We start from the raw sequence: 22,599 nt of genomic DNA, 5'->3' as shown, positions 1-22,599 counted from the left end.
GTATACGTCAAACTCAAATAAAAAAGCTTACCGTCCGATGACGATAAGCTTTCGTTTCTTATGCATTTCCCACTACATTTTGATCGTTAATATCCATATCAATTGTATTGGCGGTACTGGCACTGCTTGTAATATTCATAAAGTTTCCTGTGTTCCCGCTACCAGAACCGACTGTTGTAAAAGCTGTACTCTTTGGCTTAATAGCCAGACAATCACCAAACTCCACTGAAGATGAAACCAATACATTCGAGATATTTACGGCTCCTACTACCGATGGCATCTGCCTCTCCTCCTGTTCACTATCTATCTGCTATATGATATGAGCAGAAGGCTAAAAAGTAGCTTTTTCATCTTTTAAATTTTATTAAGGATCAATTCGTTTATACCTTGATTCTGCAAACATATATACTCCGTATGCCATAAGCCCGATTGATACGATAGCCAGCAGTACAGACCCAAAAGGACGCTGCGCTACTTCAGCAAGGGCTCCATCTAATCCTTTCGTTTCGTCTGGATCCGCTTGAAGAGCCGTGCGAATAAGAAAGAAGCCAATAATCCCAAAGACGATACTTCGAGCAATAATACCCGCTTTTCCAATATGCCCGCTCCATCGCCACTCTTCTTTTGACATTTCGTTTTTCTTTAGTTTTTTTAGGAAGCGTCCTGAAAGAGCCCAATATACTTGTCCAATCCCAAAGATAATAACGCCGATACCTGTAAGCGCAATGATGGTTTGCCCAAAGGGATAAGATAACAGCTTGGCTGATACCGTTTGATAATGCTTACCTGACGTATGAACGTGAGCATGAAGCAAAATTCTTACCGAACTCACACAAAGACTAATATAAAACGTGGCTACAACTAAATAGCCTAAACGAGTAAAAGCGCCTTTTACACCATGCCCAACGTGGTGAGGGTCAAAAATAGCAGAAATGATTTGCCAAAACGCATATCCACTTAAACCTACTGCTAAAACGATTAAAATTAAAAATCCAAACGGCTGCTTTGCAATTGTGTGTAGGGCTCCTTGAGAAGTAACCAAATCGCCTTTTAATCCGAAAGCTGTCTGAATCGCTAATATACCGATGATAAAATAGACCACACCTTGAGCCACATGACCAAACCGTGAAAAACGCACGACAAATGGTTTAGTACGTTCTTTTAAGCGATGTAACTTTCGACCAAACGTATCTTTTTTAACAAATGGAGATTCACCCATACGTTTCCTCCTGCTTTTTGAAAACAAACTTTATTTTATAAAACACCTGAAAATAAGCGCGCAAATGATTCTTTCGAACGTTCTACTAAGCTTCGCTTGTAAAATGCTACTGGCTTGATCAAATGACTGTCTTCCATATCTTCTTCATAGTTTTTGATGAGCGTTTGAATTGTCTCTCCGTCAATTAAAAATGCATTAACTTCAAAGTTCAGATGAAAGCTCCTCATATCCATATTTGCAGTACCTACTGAAGCCATATCTCCATCTATAATCACGATTTTTTGATGCAAAAACCCTTTTTGATACGAATATACTTCAATTCCACAGCGAAGAAGTTCAGCAAAATATGATCTCGTTCCATATTGAGTCAGAAAGCCATCATTAATTTCCGGCACCATAATTCGTACTTCTACACCTTTTCTAGCCGCAATACGAAGAGCAGTTCTTATAGCTTCGTTTGGAACAAAATATGGGGTAGAAATCCAAATTGACTTCGTCGCGCTTGTAATCATTGTATAATAATAGTCGCTCATATTTTCCTGCGTATCTGGCCCCGTCGCCACTACCTGAACGAACCCTTCGCCTTCAACACGATGAGGTTTTGTATATGATTCATTGTTAATTAAGCATTCCCCCGAAACGTATTCCCAGTCAAACATAAAAATCGAGTGTAAGGTTTGAACAGATTCACCTCTTAACATCAGGTGGGTATCTCGCCAAAAACCGATTTTTTTATTTTTCCCTAAATACTCATCGCCTACATTCAGCCCTCCTACAAAACCTACTTCCCCGTCAATTACAACTATTTTACGGTGGTTTCGAAAGTTGAATTTTTGATTAAAAAATCCATACTTAATAGGTAAGAACGCATGCACTTTAACATTCGCTTTTTTCATTCGCTTAATATCTGAACCCGATAGTGTAAAGCTTCCCATTGTATCGAATGTAAAGCGCACTTCTACACCTTCACTTGCTTTTTTAATTAAAATATCAATGATTTCTTTTCCTAACGAATCTGAGTGAAACATGTAGTACTCCATATGAATAAAATGTTTTGCTGACTGCAAATGCTTTTTGATTTCGTTAAACGTTTCTTGCCCGTTCTTAAGGACGTAGGTTTTTGTATGAACATTCATTTTTGTCAAAGATACACATTGAAGATACTGAGCAAAGTAACGCTGATGAGATTGAAGCGTTGATAGATCAGGCGTCGTTTCTTTATCTGCCATCTTTCTAAGCATCTCTCGGTTATGCATACGCTTTTTTTTGAACATATGCCCCTTTAAATAGAGCTGTCCTGAATACAAATAAAAGAAAAAGCCTGCAACAGGGAAGAAAAAGAGGACATACATCCAAACCAACGTACTTTCAGGCGTTCGATTTTCAAGCATAAGTGAATACATACAAATGAAAATGATGACACCATATAATCCAACTAAGGCATACTTCCAATGAATATCAATAGAGGTAAAAAAGAAAGCATAAATTGAAAGTAAAATAATAAATAAAAAAATAAAGTCCAACCGGCGTTTTTTCATAAAAGCTCTCCTAAAAACAAACTGTATTGTATCACTTGCCTACCTTTCATATGAGGTAGTATATGGAATACACAGAATTCTTATCATGCATGCTACATAAAATGTACATATATTTGCACAAAAAGCAGTTTAGCCGCTTAAGCAACTAAACTGAACTACCTCAGACAAGCATCATTCATATACCTATACCCTGGATGGTAAAACAAAAAACCTCCTTACAGGGAGGTTTTTTCACTGGCTTTTCAAGCATCGATGCCTTTTTATGAGTTAGTATAACCAGACTCTTTTTCTTTTTTAGGCCAAACGAAATTAGAAAGAGATAATAAGAAATCAATTCCTACAATAACTGTCCAAACTTCCACTACATTTTGCAGCACGTTAGTTTTTCCATTTGGTACTATATACATCATCGCCGCTAAAAGAGCTGCCCCAATAGCATAAGCAAGAAGATGCTGTATCCATGATTTAAAATAATGCTTTGCATATTCTTTTCCATAGCGCTTACGAGGTTTTTCTGCACTTTTCATCACATAATATTGAAAGCGTTCATCTGCCCATTGAATCATACTTTTTCCAAAAGCGATCGAAATTCCAATATACACGGCTGCAATAGCGTGAGCATAAGTCGCTGTAGCACCTCCGTAAAGGTCTATGCTCGTCACAATCAGAAGAAAAAAATCAACAACAGGTGTTAAAGCTAAAATAAAAAAACTGAGCTTTTGTTTTTTAAACATATACCTTGTTGCTAATCCTAAAATGATGACTATCCAAAAAGCGATTTCACATGCAATAATCATCCAGGCTACTAAATTCAAATAATCCCCTCTCTTCCTCTCGTTCAACGAATAGATAATAGGTTTTAAATAAAAAATTTTATGCATAAGTTTATTTTTATGTATATACATCCTGCTTCATAACCCTACGGCTTATTCCATCCTCAGCTGAGTTCTAAGATTCATTGAAACGTATTTGCTAGGCGGGTCTTTTAAATCGATATCTATAATACTCCCAGCTCATTCCTACCGCGACTCCAATCGAATAGGCTAGTATATCGCTCCATAAGAAGCCATACCCCAAAATGAGCCCTCCTAGCGCAGTCTTTCTTATGTCATCAATCCAAGGAGCGTGATACAGCTGTGTAAATTCAATGAAGTAACAAAACACTATAGCAAACATACCAATCATTTTTGTCTTCCATGTAGGAAACAAAAAACCCGCACTGACAAAAATCATTAAGGCCCATAACGAATCTCCCGCATATATATTTACGATGTGAGGAAGATACGCAGTAAGTTTTCTTGATAATAGGCCTGCTCCCATGACAACAATAGCTAGAAGCAGGTATACCCATCTATTTCTTTTATTCATTTCAAACTCCTTTTTCTTAAATGCTCCGTCACAATAAGCCTTCACTGTATAATTTTATCAGAACCGCAAACTGTTAAATACCGCTTTTTTTCATTTTTTACAGCTTCCCCCTACGTATATATGACAAGTGTCATAGTTTCTATATGACACGTATGTCTTAAATAGTCAGAAAAATCCCTTTATACTGAGGATAATATATGGTGATGAAAGGAATTTCATATGACTATACAAAAACAAAAGAATTTACGAAAACAAGTTGCACCCTTTGAAAAAGCAGTAATGAAAGACAGCATAAGACAATTGATTAATACTTTTTTACCTTTTTTCACACTATGGTTTCTCGCTTATGAGAGCCTTTCAATTTCTTATTTTTTAGCATTTCCGCTAACTGTCATCGCAGCAGGGTTTTTAGTAAGAATATTCATTATTTTTCATGACTGTTGTCACTACTCTTTCTTTAAGAGTAGACAACACAATAAAATTCTCGGAACAATTACCGGTGTGTTAACGATGTTTCCTTACAGTCAATGGGGACATAGCCATGCCATTCACCATGCAACAAGCAGCAACTTAGATAAAAGAGGTACGGGTGACATTTGGGTGTTAACCGTAACGGAATATAAAGAAGCTTCTATTTGGAAAAAAATCGCTTACCGTATCTATCGCAACCCGTTCGTTATGTTCGGCGTGGGACCTATATATGTATTTTTGATTACAAACCGATTCAATCGAAAAAATGCGAAGAAAAAAGAGAGAATGAACACGTATCTTACAAATGTATTGATTGTTGCATTAGCAGCAGCGACCTGCTGGTTGGTAGGTTGGCAGGCGTTTGTATTAATCCAAGGACCGATTTTCTTCATTTCAGGTTCAATTGGAATTTGGCTGTTTTATGTACAGCATCAGTTTGAAGATTCTTATTTTGAAGAAGATGAGCACTGGGATTATGTAAAAGCAGCCGTTGAAGGAAGTTCATTTTACAAGCTTCCAAAACTTTTGCAATGGCTAACAGGCAATATCGGGTTTCACCACGTACATCATTTAAGCCCAAGAGTGCCCAACTATAAGCTTGAAGCTGTTCATCAACACACACAGCCTCTTCAAAATGTACCAACCATTACACTCGCAACAAGCCTTCGCTCTCTTCGATTCCGTTTATGGGATGAAGAAAACAAAATGTTTGTGAGCTTTAAAGAAATAAAAAAACGCTCAGCTGCACCAAAAGCAAGCAGAATTTCTTCTCAAACAAAAGCAGAACTTTAATAAAACAGTCAAGCTTTCAAAAGCTTGACTGTTTTATCTATTCGCCTAAACTTATTTCATTCTACTTTGTGGTAAACTAATAGTGTATTTTAACAAACAAATGAGGTTCTTTATGAAAAAATATACGTTTTTCCAAAAAATCACTGGGCTATCTCCTTACATATGGACGGTATTTGCCATTTTACCATTTTATTTTATCTTACAGTCTTCATCCATGAATCACATTATTCTTGGCTCTTTACTCACCATCTTATTTTTTATTTTCTATCGTTTTGCATTTGTTTCAACAGACAAGTCCGTTTACGTATGGACGGCTTTATTAATCGTCATTTCCTTAGCACTAACAACGATTTTTAATTATATTTACTTTGCCTTTTACTTCGCTTTTTTTATCGCTTATTTTATTGGAAATATCCAAAAACGGCTCGCTTTCTTCACTTTGTATGCTGTTCATTTGATCAGCACCGTTATTTCGGTAAACTTTAACGTTGTTATGCAAGAAGAGATCTTTTTAAAACAGCTGCCTTTCATTTTTGTAATTTCCATTAGTGTAATTGTACTGCCATTTAGCATTTATAACCGGAAGAAGCGAGACCGGCTGGAAGAACAGCTGGAAGATGCAAATAAACGTATTTCTGAGCTTGTAAAACAGGAAGAGCGCCAGCGTATAGCTCGCGACTTGCACGATACGCTAGGACAAAAGCTGTCTCTTATCGGTCTAAAAAGTGATTTAGCAAGAAAACTTATTGCAAAAGATCCTGAAAAAGCAAAATCTGAATTAAAAGATGTCCAGCAAACAGCGCGCACGGCTCTTAATGAAGTGAGAAAAATGGTTTCTCAAATGCGTGGAATTCGCCTTAGCGAAGAACTAAAACGCGTTCAAGAGCTTTTAGAAGCTGCCGAAATTACGTTTGTAGGAGAAAAGGATATTTCATTAGAGAATGTGTCTTTGCTAATTGAAAATATTCTGAGCATGTGCTTAAAAGAAGCCGTAACCAATGTGGTCAAACATAGTCAAGCCACCGTTTGCACGATTACTTTACATCAGTCTGCAAAAGAAGTAGGCATAACGGTAGAAGACAATGGAGTGGGTATTAATACGAAAAAAACCTGCTGGGAAGGAAACGGACTTTTAGGAATGAAAGAGCGGTTGGAGTTTGTAAACGGCCATCTTGATATCTCCAGTCAAGGGGGGACGATTATTCATATTACAGTTCCAAACATCGTCAAACATATTAAGGAGGAACAATTATGATTCGAATTGTCATTGCCGAAGATCAGCAAATGATGTTAGGAGCTTTAGGCTCTTTGTTAAATTTAGAAGATGACATGGAAGTTGTCGGAAAAGCTTCAAATGGGGAACAAGCGGTATCACTTGCTAAGCAGCACCAGCCAGACATATGCGTAATGGACATCGAGATGCCACTTAAAACTGGGCTTGAAGCTGCAGAGGAACTGAAAGATTTAAACTGCAAAGTCATCATTTTAACAACGTTCGCTCGCTCCGGCTATTTTCAAAGAGCTTTGAAAGCAGGCGTAAGTGGCTACTTGCTAAAAGATAGTCCAAGTGAAGAACTCGCAAATTCAATTCGAAGCGTGATGGCAGGCAGACGCCTCTATGCTCCAGAATTAGTGGATGACTTATATAGTGAATCTACCAGTCCTCTTACTGCTAGAGAGAAAGAAGTATTAGCTCTAGTAGCTGATGGAAAAAACACAAAGGAAATTGCTGACGAACTATCTATTAAGACCGGAACAGTGCGCAACTATATTTCTACCATTCTGGACAAACTCGAAGTAAAGAATCGCATTGAAGCCATTACTCGCTTTAAGGAAAAAGGATGGTTCAAATGAAAAAAGCATGCATCAAACCGAGATGCATGCTTTTTAATCATTTGGGAGTTTATCGTACCCTAATTTGTCGATGATCACGACATGCTCGGGGAATTCATCAAGCAGCTGCTGTTTTGTGAATAATTCAAAGTCACGGAAATCAAAGCCTGGTGCGACCATACACCCTACCAGGGAAAACGTATTCTCATTTGCGACAGAGGAACCGAAAATGGTATCTCTTGGAACTAAAAATTGAGGAACTTCTCCATTTTCTAAGTTTGTACCTAGTTTTACTTCTTGATAGGTTCCGTCGCGGTAGATAATATGAATGGTTAAAGAACTTCCCCCATGATAGTACCATAATTCATCTGATTGCAGCCGGTGGAAATGCGATACATCGTGAGACCTTAATAAAAAGTAAATACTCGTATATAGAAATCGTTTGTCATCAAACTGAGATGACACTTCTTTATCAGAAATTTCATCATTAGAACGATAGGTTTGTTTATAAAACCCTCCTTCTGGATGAGGCTGCAGCTCAAGCTTTGAAATCCAATATTCCCAATTATGTAAATCCATTACGTTCCTTCCCTTCCTTTTTTCTTTTATCATTAACTACATCATAGTAAATCATTCTTTCTAACACAACAAACGGCTTCATTATTCCATTAGGAAAATGAAGCCGCTTACCACCGGTATCTTATCATTACATCCTACCCTTTCTGTTAACACGGCTATATCTATACCTGCTAGAATGACAGCGATGAAATAAATACGTCATATACAAATCTAACTGAAATCGATCTCCCTCAATGAAACATTGAAACGGCTGTTCTTTATCTTGATAAATTTCCGCAGATGAACGCTGCTTAAACGGGACAATATTCATCTCTTTTCCCCCTCAGACAGATGTGCTTTTTAGTGTAAATGCTGATGACAAACGTAATATTTTTTGATAAAAGTGAGGGCTGCCTGTGCATCTTGAATGCCAAGCTTTTTACAAACGCCCGCTAACATGAGCAGTTTGTACATAACCAGCTTTTGATTATTGGTTGCCAGTACGTAATAAACAATCGTATTAGCAACTGCCCGCGGTAATCTTATTTTTTTCAACTCATATAACGCAGCAGACGAAGACATACCTGCTTCGTTTAAAATTTGCTCGGTTGTGTACGTCTCCAAATAGCGAGCAAGCTTTCTTTCTTTATTGTTAAATATACCTTTAGAATCGTTCATTTTCTCTCCCTCTGTTATTTTAATAATCCATTAAACGCTGCATTAATTAGCCATAATGCGATAGCTCCCCCTGATAAATAAGTGCTGAGATAGAATATTAGCTCCATATACCTCCCTCCCATTTCTATCTTACCCCTTCATTTCTTTAGCTGCAGTGATATTCATCACAGTAAAAAGTGTATTGTTGAGCTGCCGAATAGCTCCGCAAAAGAGCTCGTGAGAAAGGTCTCACGAGCTGCTTAGTTAGCATTTTTATTTTCGGATAATGCGTTTAAAAATCATAATAATTAATAATACAACCACAATAACAAGCAAAAATTTCAACATGAGTTGTCCATCCCTTCAAATCAGTAAATCGTCTTTCATTAGTAAGTAGTTACCCTGTTTCGTTTTTTATAAACTGCTGACTGCTTATTTCATGCCAAAAATTATATAATAGTAGAAAATGAGCTTAAATTAGCCCTACATATAAAACATAAACGGGAGTATAACCATGACTGACTATCTTCAAACATTTCTGCTTGAACATTTAGAAGCAGCAGAGCTTATTAGTGTTCTCTTGAACATCCTTATTAGCATTACGGGCGTATTTCCAAGCGCGCCCCTTACGTTCGTAAACGTAAAATTATTTGGTTTTTGGAATGGATTTTTACTTTCTTTTATTGGAGAAGTTTTAGGTGTAGCTCTCTCTTTTTGGCTGTACCGAAAAGGTTTCCGTACACTTGTTCATACCAAAACACCTTCTCACTCCAAGTGGCTAAAGCTGCTGCGCGTACAAGGGAAAGAGAGTTTTATATTCATTCTTTCTTTGCGATTACTTCCCTTTGTTCCATCAGGCCTCATTACATTCTTCAGTGCTGTAGGAAAAGGCTCCTTTGCGGTATTCATTTCTGCTAGCGCACTTGGAAAAATTCCAGCGCTTTTTATTGAAGTTTATTCGGTTTATCATATTTCACAAGGATCTATGCAAGGAAAAATCATCTTAGTGGTTTTATCCATTACTTTACTTTTTTATATAAGTAAAAAATGGAAGAAAAAAGCTTAACAGACTATAAAAAGGGAAGACTATCTAAAAATAAGTAAAAACATTATCCTATGTAACTGTAATAAGATAACGTATTGGAGATGGTCCATTGATTTTCCTGTTGGTTTCTGCAAGTATTATTGTTCCTATTATCATGCTTTTTTTCTCACTAAAGTGGAAAGGAGCAGAACTAGTTTTTAATACGCTAGCCCTTCTTTCAGCGCTAGTATTTGGAAATATAGCCGCTGCTTCTATCTATCGTATCTTAAAAAATCATACTGTTTTTATGACGAGCATTCATGCAATCTTTTTAAATTCAGCTTTTTTATTAACCGGTGCATACCTTGGAATCTATGTATTGTATAAACTGTTAGCTCTGACCTTACATGTAAAAAGCCGTTCTTTTAAATAAGAACAGCTTTTTACATTAATGAACAAATTCCATTTTTTCTTCGATTTTATGAAATTTCTCATAAAATTCCTGCGCTGAAATCGGTTTGGAGAAATAGTATCCCTGCACTTCATCACATTTTTCTTTATGAAGAAGTTCTACTTGTTCAACTTCTTCTACACCTTCTGCTACGACGGATAGCTGCAAACTTTTGGCTAGTGTAATAATGGCTCTGACAATCGATACTTCCGTTGTATTAGGATCTAAATCTTTAATAAAAGACCGGTCAATTTTCAGCGTATGAATAGGCAGCTTCTGAATATAGCTGAATGAGGAATATCCTGAGCCAAAATCATCAATCGAAATAAATACTCCTGCATCTTTTAAAATTTGTAGCTTTTCGATTGTTTGCTCAACATGCTTCATCGTTACACTTTCCGTAATTTCAAGTTCTAAATATCGTGATTCTAACTCTACTTCACGCAAGACATCTAACACATAATCAACAAAATCTGTTGTACCAAAATCCACGCTTGATATGTTCACACTCATTTTTAAGGGAGGAAGTCCTTTCAGCTGCCAATACTTATTTTGATGGCACGCTTTTTTTAATACCCATTTCGTCAATGTAACAATCACGCCTGTTTCTTCAGCAATCGGAATAAACTCTGCGGGAGAAATAACGCCCATCTCGGCGTGAGTCCACCGGATCAAAGCCTCCACTCCAACAATATGGCCACTTTGAATATTGACTTTCGGCTGATAGTGAAGCTCCATTTCGCCCAGCTCAAAAGCCTTTCGTAAACCATCTTCAATTCTCATTCGTCGCGTAGTATGAACCTGCATTTCTTTTTGATAAAACAGATAATGATTACGCCCTTGTTTTTTGACTTCGTACATCGCTAAATCAGCATGGCGAACTAGCACTTCAAGCGAACTTCCATCTTTAGGAAATAAACTAACTCCGATGCTTACCCCTAAATAAACATCTCTCGATAGCACTACAAAAGGAGTGGATAAGCAGTCATTTAATGATTGACAGATTTTTCTCACTTCTTCATCCGTCCTATCATGCAGTAAAACTAAAAACTCATCTCCTCCAAAACGTGAAAGAACATCTTGGTTTCTTAGGCAACTCTTCATTCGATCGACCACCTGAAGCATAAGCTGATCTCCAGCATGATGACCAAGCGTGTCATTTACCTGTTTGAAACGATCGAGGTCTAAAAATAAGAAATGAAGCTTTTTTCCTGAAGCAGCTGCTGAATCAATGGATTTCTCTACAATGTTTGAAAACATACTTCGATTTGGTAAATCTGTTAGCATATCGTGAAAAGCCATATATTGAAGCGATTCTTGAGCTTTTTTCTGCTCCGTTACATCTCTAGTTACTGTCTGAAAAAGCGTCTCTCCATTAATTTGAATGAGCGTAGATTTTACTTCTAAAAAGAGTTCCTTACCTAACGCATTAAACATTTTCAACTGGGCTAATGGAGGTCTTGGCTCATCTTTTCTATCTCTTACTGCCTTCAATCCTTTTTTAATATCAGGAACTTGTTCAGATGAAAAGAAATCATATAACGATTTCCCAACGAGCTGGTCTTCCGTTACTCCTAAAAGCTGAATCATAGCATCATTCACGGACACGACCTCTTCTTCTCGATGGACCATAATTGCCAATGGAGAGGAGTAAAACAAGTTTTCATAACGATTTTTTGCTTCAATCAACGTTTTTTCCGCTTCACGCTCTTGCGTCATATTGCGTATATACAGCATATACTCAACCGTCTCTTCAATCGCTACCGCCATCACCGTTATCTCAACCGTAACTTCTCTATTACTTATCAAAAGGGAGTGCTCAGTCCGTCCGTCTTGTAGAGAAGAAAATTTATAGAAGGGCAGCAGCTTAACAACATCACTCCCGATTACATCTGATGCTTTAAGAGAGAAAAGCGTTTCTGCTGCATAATTGAGCGATAAAACATGTCTTTTTTCATCAATCACCAAAATAGCATCCAGGGCAGATTCAAAAAAAGCCCATTTTAAAACTTCTTGTTTTTGTACGCGTCGATCCATAAAAATGGTTAAAAACACAGCCGTAAATAGGCAGACAACAAAAAAAATAATAACGGCGGATAAATATAGTGGATTTAAAGCAAAACCGTTTGATTGTTCAGGCATTCGCATTCCTGAAAAAGAAGCTGCCTGCATGCCCGTATAGTGCATACCAGCAATAGCAATGCCCATAATAGTAGAACAAATAAGCTTAGCAAAAACGGTAAGCTTCCCTTCATTTAGCTTTGAGTAAAAACCAAGCCACAAAGCTGTATTAGAAGCAGCAACAGCAATGAGAATAGAGAGAAAAACGACAAATGGATCATATGAAATCATAATGGGCTCCATTGCCATCATGCCGGAATAATGCATAAAAACAATTCCAGCTCCCATAAAGCTCCCCGCAATGGTGAGTGCCTTCATGCTTTTCTTTTGTTTGTGAATGAGGTAAAGGCCTATATAACATCCTGTTATCGCTCCCAAGATTGAGAGAAGAACAAACCATAAATTGTATGAAACATCTACGGGCAAGTGAAAAGCAAGCATGGCAATAAAATGCATGGACCAAATGCCTACTCCCAATGTAAATGCCCCGCTGATTAACCAAAACTGAATAAATTTTGCCCGGGAAATTTTCACACGATTAGCTAACCCAAAAGAAGCGTACGCCGCAGTAATAGCGATAAGGAAAGAAAGTGTAACGAGTAACTCATTGTACGTCCCTTCTAGTAAATGTGTATGATGATTCATTCATGACCTTCCTTCAATTCGTTCTTTTCTTTGTTATCGGTTAAGGCCTAAAAATATTTACTATTTCAAAAGAACTTCTGTTGGATTTACTTCTTACTTTTTGAGCGTCCTGACAATATCGCGCTCACTTTTTCTTTATTGACGGTGTATAAACACGTACAATCATCTGACTTATACGCCTCTTTTAATTGAAACGAGAATTTTTTTAAAAGCGTAATTGAATCTTTATTATTAGGATCGACTTTTGCTTCAATCTCCCGTATATGAAACTCTTCAAAAGCTTTTTCTAGCAAAAGGCAGAGCGCTTCTGTCATGAGGCCTTTTTTCCAAAAAGGTCTGCCTAAATCATACCCAATCTCTGCTTGCTTTTTATCATAATCAATACGGTTTAGACCGCAGGTTCCAATAATCTCATCGGAAGTCTTTAATCGAATAGCATAGCGTGTTGCTTTCCCTTCTTTCGTCAAACTTTGAAGAAGTGCAATCATGCTTTCCGCTTGATAAAGCGTCGTAAAGGGCTCAATATTCATATATCTCGTAACCTCTTCATCCGACCAATATGCAAAAACTTTAGAAGCATCTTTTTCTTGAAGAGGAGATAAATATACCCTCATCTATGTTCTCCCTCCTTTTGATGAATGATGGAGCAAGACATTTTCATCTGCGCCTCTTTCACATCTTAAAAAATCTCACATGGTGCACGGAACATGTGAGATTTGACATTTAACTATTTTTTGATTGTGCATCGCGCAGCTGCGTATATAAACGATTAATTGCTACAGTCATTGACTGTTCATAGGAATGATGATCATAATAAACCGCTATATTTTTTAACATTTCATATGTTTGATGATCAAGCTGCACCTCAAGCGTAATTTTTTCGTCAATTGTTGCTGTTTGCAAATGATGAGGCAAGTCCTCTTTTGTAGACACTTGCTCTGCAATATGAATTGCTTCTTCTACTGTTTCAATTCGGCCGTACTGATGCACCCATCTTCTGCCCATTTCAATCGTATCTTTTACAAACTGACGATTGGTAATGGTATCTTTAATATTAAATTGATGATCCGCCACATATACAGATTGATACAAGATTACACTGATCACTTCGTCTTTTAAATTTAATTTTCTCAGCTCATCAATTAAATCCGCTATATATTTAGGTAAAGGACTAAATGTCCCTCGCACTTCCTTAATTAAATCCATGGCAATGGATTCAGTTGAATTGCGTTTAAATGCTTTTATAATATCTATCATTACATGTTCGTTTGCCATACATACACCACCATTTATGAATCGAATAATTTCATGCTCCTTGCTAATTGGCATAGACATTCACTATTCGTTTAAAATATATACTATTATTCTATTATATAAAAAATATGAATAAGTTGGTATAGGATGAATGATTTATCATTATTTTTTCATAAAATTTTATGAAAAAGAACATGTTTATCTATTACTAGCACAAATCCAGCACTGCAAACAACGGTCTCGCCAAAATCTGAGAAGACAAGCATTTATTATTAGTACATGTGAGTTTTTCTTTGATGGAAGACATTAAATAAAAAGAGACCAAACTACCCCCGCTTATTGAAATGGTCAAAAGATTTTTAGATGTTAGATGACAGAAGGTATCCAATATCAGTAATCAATCTCCTTCCCTGTTCATTGTCACTTAGTCCATCTATCAAAACAACGGCATAATACGTTTCGTTACCTCGCATGAGAATAGCACTATCATGTTCCGCTCCCTGTAGTTCTCCAGTCTTATTCGCAGCTTGAAACGCTGATCCTATACGTGCTGGAAGCTTATGCCGAAACTGCTGCATTTCTAGCATTCTCATTATTTTTTCGCAACTAGATTTTCGCAAAAAGTTTCCTTCACATATTTCCTTTAGGCACTTTACTACGTCAGAGGCACACGTATAATTATCAATCCCTTGTTTAACAGCTGTTTCGTCCATCATATAGCGGTTTAAAACGGTTTTCTTTAATCCTAGATTTTTAGCACATTCGTTAATTTTTTCAAATCCTACTAAAGAAATGAGCTCATTTGTAGCTGTGTTGTCAGAAACCATTATCATAAGGGTAAGCAGCTCTTCCACTTTAATATGTGTTAACCGCGGAAGAGCTCTAAGTACACCTGCTCCGCCAACCGTATTTTTTTCCATTCTTTGAATGACAGATGTTAAAGCCAAGATGCCCTCATCAATTTGACGAAACGCCTCTATTGCAAGCAGCAGCTTGATTGTACTTGCTGCTCGTTGTTGGATAAAAGAATTAATCTGTATGGATTCTTTCCCTTCAATATGAATCCGTATAAGTCCATTATTACTCCGTTTCCATTTCGTAACTGCATCTTCTATTTTCACTCTTGCTTTTTCCATCATTTTGTCGCAGCTGTTTCAATATAGTTGGTACTCATTATCTTTTGATTGTATAAGTGACAGGCCACAAAATGATTTTCTTCAACTTCCTGCCACTCTGGTTTTTGAGTCTTACAGGCTGCTACTGCAAGAGGACAGCGTGTATTAAATACGCAGCCAGAGGGAGGGTTAATGGGGCTTGGCAATTCTCCTTTAAGAACAATCCGCTTCCGATTATCCTCAACGTCAGGATCAGGAATAGGAATAGCTGACAGTAGAGCTTGAGTGTATGGGTGAAGCGGTTTTTGATACAGCTCCGAACTTGTTGTTAATTCTACTAAATGCCCTAAATACATAACTCCAATACGATTGCTTATATGCTTTACCATCGACAAGTCATGTGCAATAAATAAATAAGTTAACCCTTTTTCTTTTTGGAGTTTTTTTAATAAATTAACTACTTGAGCCTGTACAGATACATCTAAAGCAGAAATAGGTTCGTCTGCAATAATGCATTCTGGATTTAACGCTAAAGCTCTCGCAATCCCTATGCGCTGGCGCTGCCCGCCGCTGAACTCATGAGGATAGCGGTTGGCATGATCACGATTTAGCCCCACATCTTCTAGCAGCTCATACACCCGGTTCAGCATTTCTTTTTTATTGGAATAAAGTCCGTGAACCTCCATTGGTTCTGAGATAATCTCCTTTACGGTAGAACGAGGATTCAGTGAAGCATATGGATCTTGAAAAATCATTTGCATATTACGATGAAAAGCAAATTTCTCTTTCTCTGATAGCTCATGCACGTTTTTCCCTTTATAAAGCACCTCTCCTGATGTACGGTTATACAATCCAATGATTGTTCGCCCGGCAGTGGATTTTCCGCAGCCGGATTCACCAACAAGTCCAAAGGTTTCTCCTTTTGAAATATAAAAAGACACGCCGTCTACTGCTTTCAAAACCTGCTTGTTCGTAATTGAAAAATATTTGCTCAGCTGCTTTACTTCTAACAAATGCTTCGCTGTCATAACTGCCACCTCCTAATAATAGCGCCGGGCTGCGCACAGCTCTTCTTCATAAAGCGTTCCTTTTAATTCAATCAGTTCGACGGTTTTACCCGTTTTAGGTGAATGAAGCATTTTTCCTCTGCCATAACAAATACCAACATGGTGGATAGACCCCTTCCCTTTTTCATAAGCGAAAAACAATAAATCTCCGGGTTGAATAGAGTCTAATCCTACTTCTTTGCCTTTCCTTGCTTGATCGGTGGCATCTCTTGGAATAAGATAGCCGTTTGCTTTATGAGTAGCATAGGCAAACCCGGAACAATCATATCCCCAAGCACTCATACCCCCCCATAAATATGGAAGATTCAAAAACTGTTCTCCTGCTGCAATAATCATATCTCCAGTTCCTTTTGTTGTTTTACGGTTTCTATCCTCTATTACAACAGCATCTTGACGTTTTATTCTCCCAGTGCCAACCGGTGTTTGAACCTCTAGCCATTCTTTATCTTCTTTTAAAAGAGGCAGCTGCGTTTGATAACTAATTTGCAAGGCTTCTTCCGCTAGCTGCAGTGTCGCAATCGCTGCTGATACCACTGCCGTTGGCTTATTCAATGGAGAATATTCAGCTTGGGAAATCAGTTGGTGGAAAGGAACCCACCCGGGATATCCTCTTTCATCTTTAGAAGAAAACTGAGAAGGAATAACGATTTTTGCCCATTTACCTTTCAGTTCCGTTACATATACTTCTTCTCCTAGTAACAGCTGCGTTTGAACTAAATTTTTCTCACAAAGCTCCAACCGACGTGTATACGTTAATTGCTCCAGCCATTTATCTAGTTTTACTGGGACACTTGTTGCATTGTCATCTATTTCTCTGCTAGAGTCATAGGAAGTCCAAACAGTCGCCACAGCTACACAAACGTAATACGCTTTTTTATCCATCACTTATTTCTCCTCCCTGCAGGTTTAACCTTCAGCGTTCGACTTTATCTTTTGGTAATGTAATACCGGATTCAAATTCCACCATTCGTTCATAAGTCGACATCGTGGCATAACTTCCAATTCCCACAGCTGTTTGAGGCGAGCAATGCCCGATGCGAAATCCTCTCATAACAGGCTTTTTTAAAGAAGTCAGGTAACTTGTTAATGCCTCTTCTAGTGAAAGCGACTCTGTACGTTTTTTAGGATAGCAGTTATGGAAATCTCCGATAAGAATTCCCGCTGCATCCTGCAGTTTATTGGCCATATACAGCTGTGTCATCATGCGGTCAATTTCATACGGCTCTTCGTCAATATCTTCAATAAATAAAATTTTATTTTTCGTATCTAGTTCAAATGGAGTGCCAAGCGTGCTCACGAGCAAAGTCAGATTTCCTCCTATCAGCTGACCAGTTGCTTCTCCTTCACAAATAGTGTCGAGCGGGCTAATTTGATCCGTATAGTAAAAAGAACGGTGAGAAAATAATTGATAAAAAGCTTGCTTCGTCTCTATATGAACATCTTCTTTTCCGATATCCGACGAAAGCATTGGTCCGTGAAAGGTAACCAAACCTGTGCGCTGATGAATAGCGGTATGTAAAAACGTAATATCGCTATATCCCCAAAAAATCTTTGGGTTTTGCTTAATTAAATTGTAGTTTAATTGCGAGGCAAGCCTAGCAGTCCCGTACCCTCCGCATGCACAGATAATTGCCTTTACTTCCTTATTGGCAAACATCGCATGTATATCGGCTGCTCGCTGTTCATCAGTCCCTGCCAAGTACCCGTTTTTTTTATATAAATGCGCACCCGTTACTACGTTTAATCCTATTTCCTTCAAATATTCTAGTCCTTTTTTTAGATTGTGCTGATTAGGCGGACTAGCAGGTGCAATAACAGCTACTGTATCACCTTTTTTTAATCGTTTTGGTTTGATCATTTGCTACACTCCTTTTGTGTAAAGAAATGAAGAAAGTGAAACTTGGGTCAGAAGGGAATTGAAATCCCCTCTGACGAAAAGTTCCACTTTACTGTTTATCTGCCCACTTCAAATCTAAATAGCCAACAGGATGACGAACAATTCCAGATACGTTATCTTTTATTAAAAACACATAGTTGTAGAAATGAATAGGAATGATCGGCATCTCATCAAATAAAATACCTTCTGCTTTATACATAAGCTCAAAACGTTTTTTATTATCAGTTTCGTTCATAGCTTGTTTAATTAACTTATCATATTCTTTATTGCTCCAAGCTGTACGGTTCATTGAATGACCCGTCTGGAAGCTCTCTAAAAAGTTGATTGGATCTGCATAATCAGCTAAAAACGAACTTCGTGACAGCTGAAACTTTAACGCTTTTTGTTCTTCTTGGAAAACATTCCATTCCATATTGGCAAGCTTCACATCTACACCTAGATTTTCTTTGAACATTTGCTGAAGTGCTTCTGCTATTTTTTTATGTGTATCGTCTGTACTGTATGTTAGCGTAATAGCTGGCAACTTTTTATATCCTTCTTCTTTCATTCCTTTTTTCAGAAGTGCTTTTGCTTCTTTGCCATCTGTTTTTAGTAAGTCGCCGCCCGTTTTACGGAAATCCTTTCCATCTGCATCTTTAAATCCATATGATACAAACCCGCGAGCTGGTTTTTCTTTATTTTTTGTAACAAAATTAACAATTTGATCTTGATCTACAGCCATTGCGAATGCTTTACGGATATTTTTGTTTTGAAAGGGCTCTTTATCTAAGTTAAAGCGATAGAAGTAAGTTCCCGCTTGGTCTTCGATATGAACATCTCCATCTTTCAACAGCTTTTCACTTAAATCCGATGGAATTTCAGAAACATCTAGTTCTCCATTTTGATACATTTGGTATTCTGTGTTTGTATTTTCAACAATTGCCCATTTTACCTTATCGAGCTTTACATTTTTAGCATCCCAGTACTGATCGTTTCTTTCCATTACTAGATTACTGTTATGCTTCCATTGAGTTAATTTGAAAGGACCATTAGCAACAAACGAATCTGCTTCTGCAAACCATTTTGGATTTTTTGTTGCTACTTTTTCATTAATTGGAAAAAACGCTGGATTGGAAACTACGCTTAAGAAATAGGCTTGCGGACTTTTAAGCGTAACTTCAAAAGTTTTGTCATCTAGCGCTTTGACTCCTACTTGATCAGCGCTGCCTTTACCCGTATTAAATTCTTCTCCACCTTGAATGAAATAGCCTAAAAACGCCGCTGGAGAACCAGTCTTAGGATCTAACAGCCTCTTCCATGCAAACACAAAATCACTTGCTTTTACGTCATCTCCATTTGACCATTTAGCATCTTTTCGCAAATGAAATGTATAGACTTTTTTATCGTCAGAAATATCCCATTTCTCGGCCATTGCTCCTTCAGGCTCATCGCTTTTTCCTAAACGAGTCAGCCCCTCCATTAAGTTATTAAGCATATTCCATGAATATGAATCAAACCCAATAGGCGGATCAAAAGACGTAGGTTCTGCGCCATTATTCATATAAAGGACCTTACCGTCTTCTTTTGCTGTACTGCTTTTCTTTTCTGGCTCCGCGCCTGAATCTTTTGTGGCCGTACAGGCAGCAAGTGCAAATATAAGTACACACATCATTAGTAAAGACCCTATTTTTTTCATCATTTTCCCCTCTTTCATAAGTTCGCTATTCATCTATAAATCTAGCTTATAGTTGTTACAAATTTTTGGGCTCTCTCATCTTGAAGCCAGCAGTGCACTTGGTGACTTTCTTTCAGCTTTGTCGACGTAGGATACATGCGATCACACACTTCCATTACGTAAGGACAGCGAGGTGCGAACGAACATCCAGATGGAGGTGCAAATAAATCGGGAGGTGAGCCTGCAATAGGCACAAGCTCACTTTCGTATAGATCTAACCGAGGAACTGAACGCAGCAATCCTTTTGTATACGGATGCTGCGGCGTATAAAAGATGTCTCTTCTTGTTCCAATTTCTACAATCTTTCCTGCATACATTACGGCAACACGGTCAGCTACCTGAGCAACTACACCTAAATCATGGGTAATTAAAACAATGGAGACATCCGTTTTCTGCTGAATATCCTTAAATAATTCTAAAATCTGCGCCTGTATTGTGACGTCAAGGGCTGTGGTAGGTTCATCAGCAATTAGCACTTCGGGGTTGCATACAAGGGCCATTGCAATGACAATACGCTGTCTCATTCCCCCGCTAAATTCATGAGGATATTGCTTTAGGCGTTCTTTAGGATTTGGAATTCCGACTAGCTCCAGCATTTCAAATGCTTTTTCTTTGGCTTTTTCTTTTGAAATGTTTTCATGTTGCATAATATTTTCTGCAATTTGCTCACCTACGCGAAGAGTTGGATTAAGCGCAGTCATAGGATCCTGAAAAATCATCGAAATATCAGCGCCTCGAATGTCTCGCATTTTCTTTTCTGATAGTTTTGTTAAATCCTGGTCTTTAAATAAAATAGAGCCGCTTGTGATCCTGCCCGGAGGTGTTGGAATTAACCTCATGATACTTTGAGATGTTACGCTTTTTCCGCAACCTGACTCTCCTACAATCGCTAGGGTTTCTCCTTTATGTAAATCAAAACTAACGCCTCTTACAGCTTGAACTTGCCCTCCGTAAGTTGAAAACTGTACGTGTAAGTTTTTGATTCGGATTATTTTTTCCATTTGCTTACCTCCTTAATTTCGGATCAAGTGCATCTTGCAGTCCGTCTCCAAGGACATTAAAAGCAAACATGGTAAGAGAAATAAAAAACGCGGGAAAAAACAAACGCCACCAATAGCCTGATAGAATCGTTGATAAACCATCGTTTGCCATTACTCCCCAGCTCGCATAAGGAGCCTGTACACCCAGCCCTAAAAAGCTTAAAAAAGCTTCAGCAAAAATGGCAGTTGGTACGGTTAGTGTCATTTGAACGATAATCGGTCCCATCGTATTTGGAAGCAGGTTTCGCTTAATGATACGGCTTGTTTTTGTTCCAAACGTTTTGGATGCAAGCACGTATTCATAGTTTTTTATTTGCAATACTTGCCCCCGTACAATTCTCGCCATCCCGATCCAACCTGTAACGGAAAGTGCCACAATAATCGTAGAAAGCCCGGGTCCCATGACTACCATTAGTAAAATTACCACCAATAAATAAGGAAGACCGTATAAAATTTCAATTACGCGCATCATGACATTATCTGTTTTTCCTCCTTTATAGCCTGAGAAGCCCCCGTAAATGACACCGATGATAAAATCAATAAGCGCTGCCATCAGCCCTACAAATAAGGAGATTCTAGCCCCGTACCATGTCCGAGTGTACATATCTCTGCCTAAGTCATCCGTTCCAAACCAATGACTAGCTGAAGGAGGAAGGTTTTGCTCTGTAAAAGAGGCTTTCGTTACGCTGTAGGGTGAAAACATAGGACCGAATATAGCCATCACAACGACGATGACTAAAAAAAAGAGACCCAGCATGGCCAACTTGTTTTTTACAAGCCTGCGCCATGCATCATGCCAATAAGAAAGACTCGGCCTTACAACTGCTTCGGCTTCAGATTTCTTTTTTTTCTTTGGCGTAAACCACTCATCAGGAATTTGCTTATACTCCTGTTTTTCCAGCACGTTATCCCTCCTTCTTATACAGTTTGATTCGTGGATCAAGTATTCCGTAAGCAATGTCTACTAAAAAAAGCATAATGATGAGAATCGAACTGTAAAAGACCGTAGTGCCCATAATTACGGGGTAGTCTCTCGTATTAATACTGTCCACAAAATATTTCCCCATGCCAGGAATAGCAAAGACTTGTTCAATAACAAATGTGCCAGTTAATACGCTGGCTGCAATCGTTCCAAGAACTGTTATAACAGGCATTAAAGCATTTCTAAGCGCGTGTTTAAATACAATTTTCATTGGCGAAAGCCCTTTTGCACGCGCTGTTCGAATATAATCTTGAGTCAGTACTTCTATCATGCTTGAGCGAGTCAAACGTGCAATAATAGCCATAGGACCTGTGGCAAGAGCTAGAGTCGGAAGAATCATATGTAAAGGGCTCGTCCACGTAGCAGCGGGTAAAATTTTTAAATTGACAGAAAGCTGTTGAATTAACAAGGTGGCCATAACAAAATTTGGAACCGACAATCCGATAACTGCTATGCTCATCGCAATGTAATCAATTATTCCGTTTCTTCTAAGAGCAGCGATAATGCCTAGTGTAATACCGGAAATCACCGCAAGAATTAACGTCACCATTCCAAGTTCAAATGACACGGGAAACCCTCTTCCTAAAAGGTCGTTAACCGTTTGAGACGGCTGTTTAATAGAAGGACCAAAGTCAAAGGTAACAATGGATTTCAAATAAAGAACATATTGCACAACCAGCGGCTCATCTAAGTGATAAAATGATTCCAGGTTTTTTTGAACTGCATCGCTTGTCGCTCGTTCTTCATTAAATGGAGATCCAGGAATCGAATGCATTAAAAAGAAGGTTAAGGTCACAATTACCCACAGCGTAACAAGCATGGATAAAAATCGCTTTAAAATATAACTTTTCAC

24 protein-coding genes are annotated in these 22,599 nt (G+C 38.0%); 5 read left to right on the top strand and 19 right to left on the bottom strand.

Annotated features, from left to right (window positions below; all coding sequences use genetic code 11):
• Positions 1 to 58: 58 nt before the first annotated feature.
• The 5 genes from AC1VNJ_RS16280 to AC1VNJ_RS16260 form a co-directional block, all read right to left on the bottom strand.
• Positions 59 to 280: a spore germination protein gene (locus tag AC1VNJ_RS16280; protein ID WP_028413997.1), complete on the bottom strand. Its 222-nt coding sequence runs from the start codon at positions 278 to 280 to the stop codon at positions 59 to 61.
• A gap of 84 nt (positions 281 to 364) precedes the next feature.
• Positions 365 to 1,219: a DUF1206 domain-containing protein gene (locus AC1VNJ_RS16275; protein WP_028413998.1), complete on the bottom strand. Its 855-nt coding sequence runs from the start codon at positions 1,217 to 1,219 to the stop codon at positions 365 to 367.
• A 35-nt stretch (positions 1,220 to 1,254) separates the two neighbouring features.
• Positions 1,255 to 2,757: a cardiolipin synthase gene (cls, locus tag AC1VNJ_RS16270; protein ID WP_028413999.1), complete on the bottom strand. Its 1,503-nt coding sequence runs from the start codon at positions 2,755 to 2,757 to the stop codon at positions 1,255 to 1,257.
• Between the two features lie 260 nt (positions 2,758 to 3,017).
• Positions 3,018 to 3,572, bottom strand: coding sequence for a hypothetical protein (locus tag AC1VNJ_RS16265; RefSeq protein ID WP_482641048.1), 555 nt, complete (start codon positions 3,570 to 3,572; stop codon positions 3,018 to 3,020).
• Between the two features lie 157 nt (positions 3,573 to 3,729).
• Entirely contained in the window at positions 3,730 to 4,125 is a 396-nt protein-coding gene (locus tag AC1VNJ_RS16260; protein WP_028414001.1) for a ribosomal maturation YjgA family protein, read from the bottom strand.
• Positions 4,126 to 4,344: 219 nt separating this feature from the next.
• On the opposite strand from AC1VNJ_RS16260, the gene desA reads away from it, so the two are divergent.
• The 3 genes from desA to AC1VNJ_RS16245 all read left to right on the top strand — a co-directional run bounded on the left by desA (position 4,345) and on the right by AC1VNJ_RS16245 (position 7,242).
• The gene (desA, locus tag AC1VNJ_RS16255) at positions 4,345 to 5,388 is read left to right on the top strand and encodes a Delta(5) desaturase DesA (protein WP_028414002.1); all 1,044 of its coding nucleotides are present in this window, start codon (positions 4,345 to 4,347) and stop codon (positions 5,386 to 5,388) included.
• Positions 5,389 to 5,500: 112 nt separating this feature from the next.
• A complete protein-coding gene (locus AC1VNJ_RS16250) occupies positions 5,501 to 6,643 on the top strand; it encodes a sensor histidine kinase (RefSeq protein ID WP_028414003.1) in 1,143 nt (380 codons plus the stop codon).
• Positions 6,640 to 7,242 carry a response regulator transcription factor gene (locus AC1VNJ_RS16245; protein ID WP_013056197.1) on the top strand — a complete coding sequence of 201 codons (603 nt, stop codon included), beginning with the start codon at positions 6,640 to 6,642 and terminating at the stop codon, positions 7,240 to 7,242. The genes AC1VNJ_RS16250 and AC1VNJ_RS16245 overlap by 4 nt, the downstream gene beginning before the upstream one ends.
• A 33-nt stretch (positions 7,243 to 7,275) precedes the next feature.
• Here the strand turns inward: AC1VNJ_RS16245 and AC1VNJ_RS16240 are convergent, their stop codons facing one another.
• The 3 genes from AC1VNJ_RS16240 to AC1VNJ_RS16230 all read right to left on the bottom strand — a co-directional run bounded on the left by AC1VNJ_RS16240 (position 7,276) and on the right by AC1VNJ_RS16230 (position 8,457).
• On the bottom strand, positions 7,276 to 7,800 hold the full coding sequence (locus AC1VNJ_RS16240; protein WP_028414004.1) for a cupin domain-containing protein: 525 nt from the start codon (positions 7,798 to 7,800) through the stop codon (positions 7,276 to 7,278).
• Between the two features lie 127 nt (positions 7,801 to 7,927).
• Positions 7,928 to 8,110: a hypothetical protein gene (locus AC1VNJ_RS16235; protein WP_028414005.1), complete on the bottom strand. Its 183-nt coding sequence runs from the start codon at positions 8,108 to 8,110 to the stop codon at positions 7,928 to 7,930.
• Positions 8,111 to 8,139: 29 nt separating this feature from the next.
• A complete protein-coding gene (locus AC1VNJ_RS16230; RefSeq protein WP_028414006.1) occupies positions 8,140 to 8,457 on the bottom strand; it encodes a hypothetical protein in 318 nt (105 codons plus the stop codon).
• 493 nt (positions 8,458 to 8,950) lie between these two features.
• On the opposite strand from AC1VNJ_RS16230, the gene AC1VNJ_RS16225 reads away from it, so the two are divergent.
• Both AC1VNJ_RS16225 and AC1VNJ_RS16220 read left to right on the top strand, forming a co-directional pair.
• The gene (locus AC1VNJ_RS16225) at positions 8,951 to 9,502 is read left to right on the top strand and encodes a TVP38/TMEM64 family protein (RefSeq protein ID WP_028414007.1); all 552 of its coding nucleotides are present in this window, start codon (positions 8,951 to 8,953) and stop codon (positions 9,500 to 9,502) included.
• A gap of 88 nt (positions 9,503 to 9,590) precedes the next feature.
• Complete coding sequence (locus AC1VNJ_RS16220; protein WP_063246888.1) at positions 9,591 to 9,893, top strand: hypothetical protein; 303 nt, start codon at positions 9,591 to 9,593, stop codon at positions 9,891 to 9,893.
• Positions 9,894 to 9,908: 15 nt separating this feature from the next.
• Here AC1VNJ_RS16220 and AC1VNJ_RS16215 read toward each other — a convergent pair whose 3' ends face one another.
• The 11 genes from AC1VNJ_RS16215 to AC1VNJ_RS16165 all read right to left on the bottom strand — a co-directional run bounded on the left by AC1VNJ_RS16215 (position 9,909) and on the right by AC1VNJ_RS16165 (position 22,599).
• A complete protein-coding gene (locus tag AC1VNJ_RS16215; RefSeq protein WP_099000091.1) occupies positions 9,909 to 12,677 on the bottom strand; it encodes a bifunctional diguanylate cyclase/phosphodiesterase in 2,769 nt (922 codons plus the stop codon).
• Between the two features lie 86 nt (positions 12,678 to 12,763).
• Positions 12,764 to 13,291 (bottom strand): GNAT family N-acetyltransferase, encoded by a 528-nt coding sequence (locus AC1VNJ_RS16210; protein ID WP_034266572.1) that lies wholly within the window; start codon positions 13,289 to 13,291, stop codon positions 12,764 to 12,766.
• Between the two features lie 109 nt (positions 13,292 to 13,400).
• Positions 13,401 to 13,952: a hypothetical protein gene (locus tag AC1VNJ_RS16205; protein ID WP_013056190.1), complete on the bottom strand. Its 552-nt coding sequence runs from the start codon at positions 13,950 to 13,952 to the stop codon at positions 13,401 to 13,403.
• Positions 13,953 to 14,290: 338 nt separating this feature from the next.
• Positions 14,291 to 15,052, bottom strand: a complete 762-nt coding sequence (locus AC1VNJ_RS16200) for a serine hydrolase (RefSeq protein ID WP_235918765.1) — start codon at positions 15,050 to 15,052, stop codon at positions 14,291 to 14,293.
• A gap of 14 nt (positions 15,053 to 15,066) precedes the next feature.
• Positions 15,067 to 16,074 (bottom strand): ABC transporter ATP-binding protein, encoded by a 1,008-nt coding sequence (locus tag AC1VNJ_RS16195; protein ID WP_028414018.1) that lies wholly within the window; start codon positions 16,072 to 16,074, stop codon positions 15,067 to 15,069.
• 12 nt (positions 16,075 to 16,086) lie between these two features.
• Positions 16,087 to 16,995 carry a C40 family peptidase gene (locus AC1VNJ_RS16190; protein ID WP_098627149.1) on the bottom strand — a complete coding sequence of 303 codons (909 nt, stop codon included), beginning with the start codon at positions 16,993 to 16,995 and terminating at the stop codon, positions 16,087 to 16,089.
• Between the two features lie 31 nt (positions 16,996 to 17,026).
• Entirely contained in the window at positions 17,027 to 17,971 is a 945-nt protein-coding gene (locus tag AC1VNJ_RS16185) for a S66 peptidase family protein (protein WP_034266565.1), read from the bottom strand.
• Between the two features lie 88 nt (positions 17,972 to 18,059).
• Positions 18,060 to 19,703: a peptide ABC transporter substrate-binding protein gene (locus AC1VNJ_RS16180; protein WP_033578457.1), complete on the bottom strand. Its 1,644-nt coding sequence runs from the start codon at positions 19,701 to 19,703 to the stop codon at positions 18,060 to 18,062.
• A 23-nt stretch (positions 19,704 to 19,726) separates the two neighbouring features.
• Positions 19,727 to 20,725 (bottom strand): ABC transporter ATP-binding protein, encoded by a 999-nt coding sequence (locus tag AC1VNJ_RS16175; RefSeq protein ID WP_028414022.1) that lies wholly within the window; start codon positions 20,723 to 20,725, stop codon positions 19,727 to 19,729.
• Positions 20,726 to 20,729: 4 nt separating this feature from the next.
• Positions 20,730 to 21,686, bottom strand: a complete 957-nt coding sequence (locus AC1VNJ_RS16170; protein ID WP_430066550.1) for an ABC transporter permease — start codon at positions 21,684 to 21,686, stop codon at positions 20,730 to 20,732.
• Entirely contained in the window at positions 21,670 to 22,599 is a 930-nt protein-coding gene (locus AC1VNJ_RS16165) for an ABC transporter permease (RefSeq protein WP_155010275.1), read from the bottom strand. The genes AC1VNJ_RS16170 and AC1VNJ_RS16165 overlap by 17 nt, the downstream gene beginning before the upstream one ends.

Source organism: Priestia sp. 3CA3 (assembly GCF_056836725.1).
Note: the sequence above shows the minus strand (reverse complement) of the source record. Positions and strands in the feature narration are given on the sequence as shown.

Bases quoted from the DNA above. Each gene is read 5' to 3' on its own strand.
- AC1VNJ_RS16280 (WP_028413997.1), bottom strand. From the start codon at position 280: ATGCCATCGGTAGTAGGAGCCGTAAATATCTCGAATGTATTGGTTTCA.
- AC1VNJ_RS16275 (WP_028413998.1), bottom strand. From the start codon at position 1,219: ATGGGTGAATCTCCATTTGTTAAAAAAGATACGTTTGGTCGAAAGTTA.
- cls (WP_028413999.1), bottom strand. From the start codon at position 2,757: ATGAAAAAACGCCGGTTGGACTTTATTTTTTTATTTATTATTTTACTT.
- AC1VNJ_RS16260 (WP_028414001.1), bottom strand. From the start codon at position 4,125: ATGAATAAAAGAAATAGATGGGTATACCTGCTTCTAGCTATTGTTGTC.
- desA (WP_028414002.1), top strand. From the start codon at position 4,345: ATGACTATACAAAAACAAAAGAATTTACGAAAACAAGTTGCACCCTTT.
- AC1VNJ_RS16250 (WP_028414003.1), top strand. From the start codon at position 5,501: ATGAAAAAATATACGTTTTTCCAAAAAATCACTGGGCTATCTCCTTAC.
- AC1VNJ_RS16245 (WP_013056197.1), top strand. From the start codon at position 6,640: ATGATTCGAATTGTCATTGCCGAAGATCAGCAAATGATGTTAGGAGCT.
- AC1VNJ_RS16240 (WP_028414004.1), bottom strand. From the start codon at position 7,800: ATGGATTTACATAATTGGGAATATTGGATTTCAAAGCTTGAGCTGCAG.
- AC1VNJ_RS16235 (WP_028414005.1), bottom strand. From the start codon at position 8,110: ATGAATATTGTCCCGTTTAAGCAGCGTTCATCTGCGGAAATTTATCAA.
- AC1VNJ_RS16230 (WP_028414006.1), bottom strand. From the start codon at position 8,457: ATGAACGATTCTAAAGGTATATTTAACAATAAAGAAAGAAAGCTTGCT.
- AC1VNJ_RS16225 (WP_028414007.1), top strand. From the start codon at position 8,951: ATGACTGACTATCTTCAAACATTTCTGCTTGAACATTTAGAAGCAGCA.
- AC1VNJ_RS16215 (WP_099000091.1), bottom strand. From the start codon at position 12,677: ATGAATCATCATACACATTTACTAGAAGGGACGTACAATGAGTTACTC.
- AC1VNJ_RS16210 (WP_034266572.1), bottom strand. From the start codon at position 13,291: ATGAGGGTATATTTATCTCCTCTTCAAGAAAAAGATGCTTCTAAAGTT.
- AC1VNJ_RS16205 (WP_013056190.1), bottom strand. From the start codon at position 13,952: ATGGCAAACGAACATGTAATGATAGATATTATAAAAGCATTTAAACGC.
- AC1VNJ_RS16195 (WP_028414018.1), bottom strand. From the start codon at position 16,074: ATGACAGCGAAGCATTTGTTAGAAGTAAAGCAGCTGAGCAAATATTTT.
- AC1VNJ_RS16190 (WP_098627149.1), bottom strand. From the start codon at position 16,995: ATGGATAAAAAAGCGTATTACGTTTGTGTAGCTGTGGCGACTGTTTGG.
- AC1VNJ_RS16185 (WP_034266565.1), bottom strand. From the start codon at position 17,971: ATGATCAAACCAAAACGATTAAAAAAAGGTGATACAGTAGCTGTTATT.
- AC1VNJ_RS16180 (WP_033578457.1), bottom strand. From the start codon at position 19,703: ATGAAAGAGGGGAAAATGATGAAAAAAATAGGGTCTTTACTAATGATG.
- AC1VNJ_RS16175 (WP_028414022.1), bottom strand. From the start codon at position 20,725: ATGGAAAAAATAATCCGAATCAAAAACTTACACGTACAGTTTTCAACT.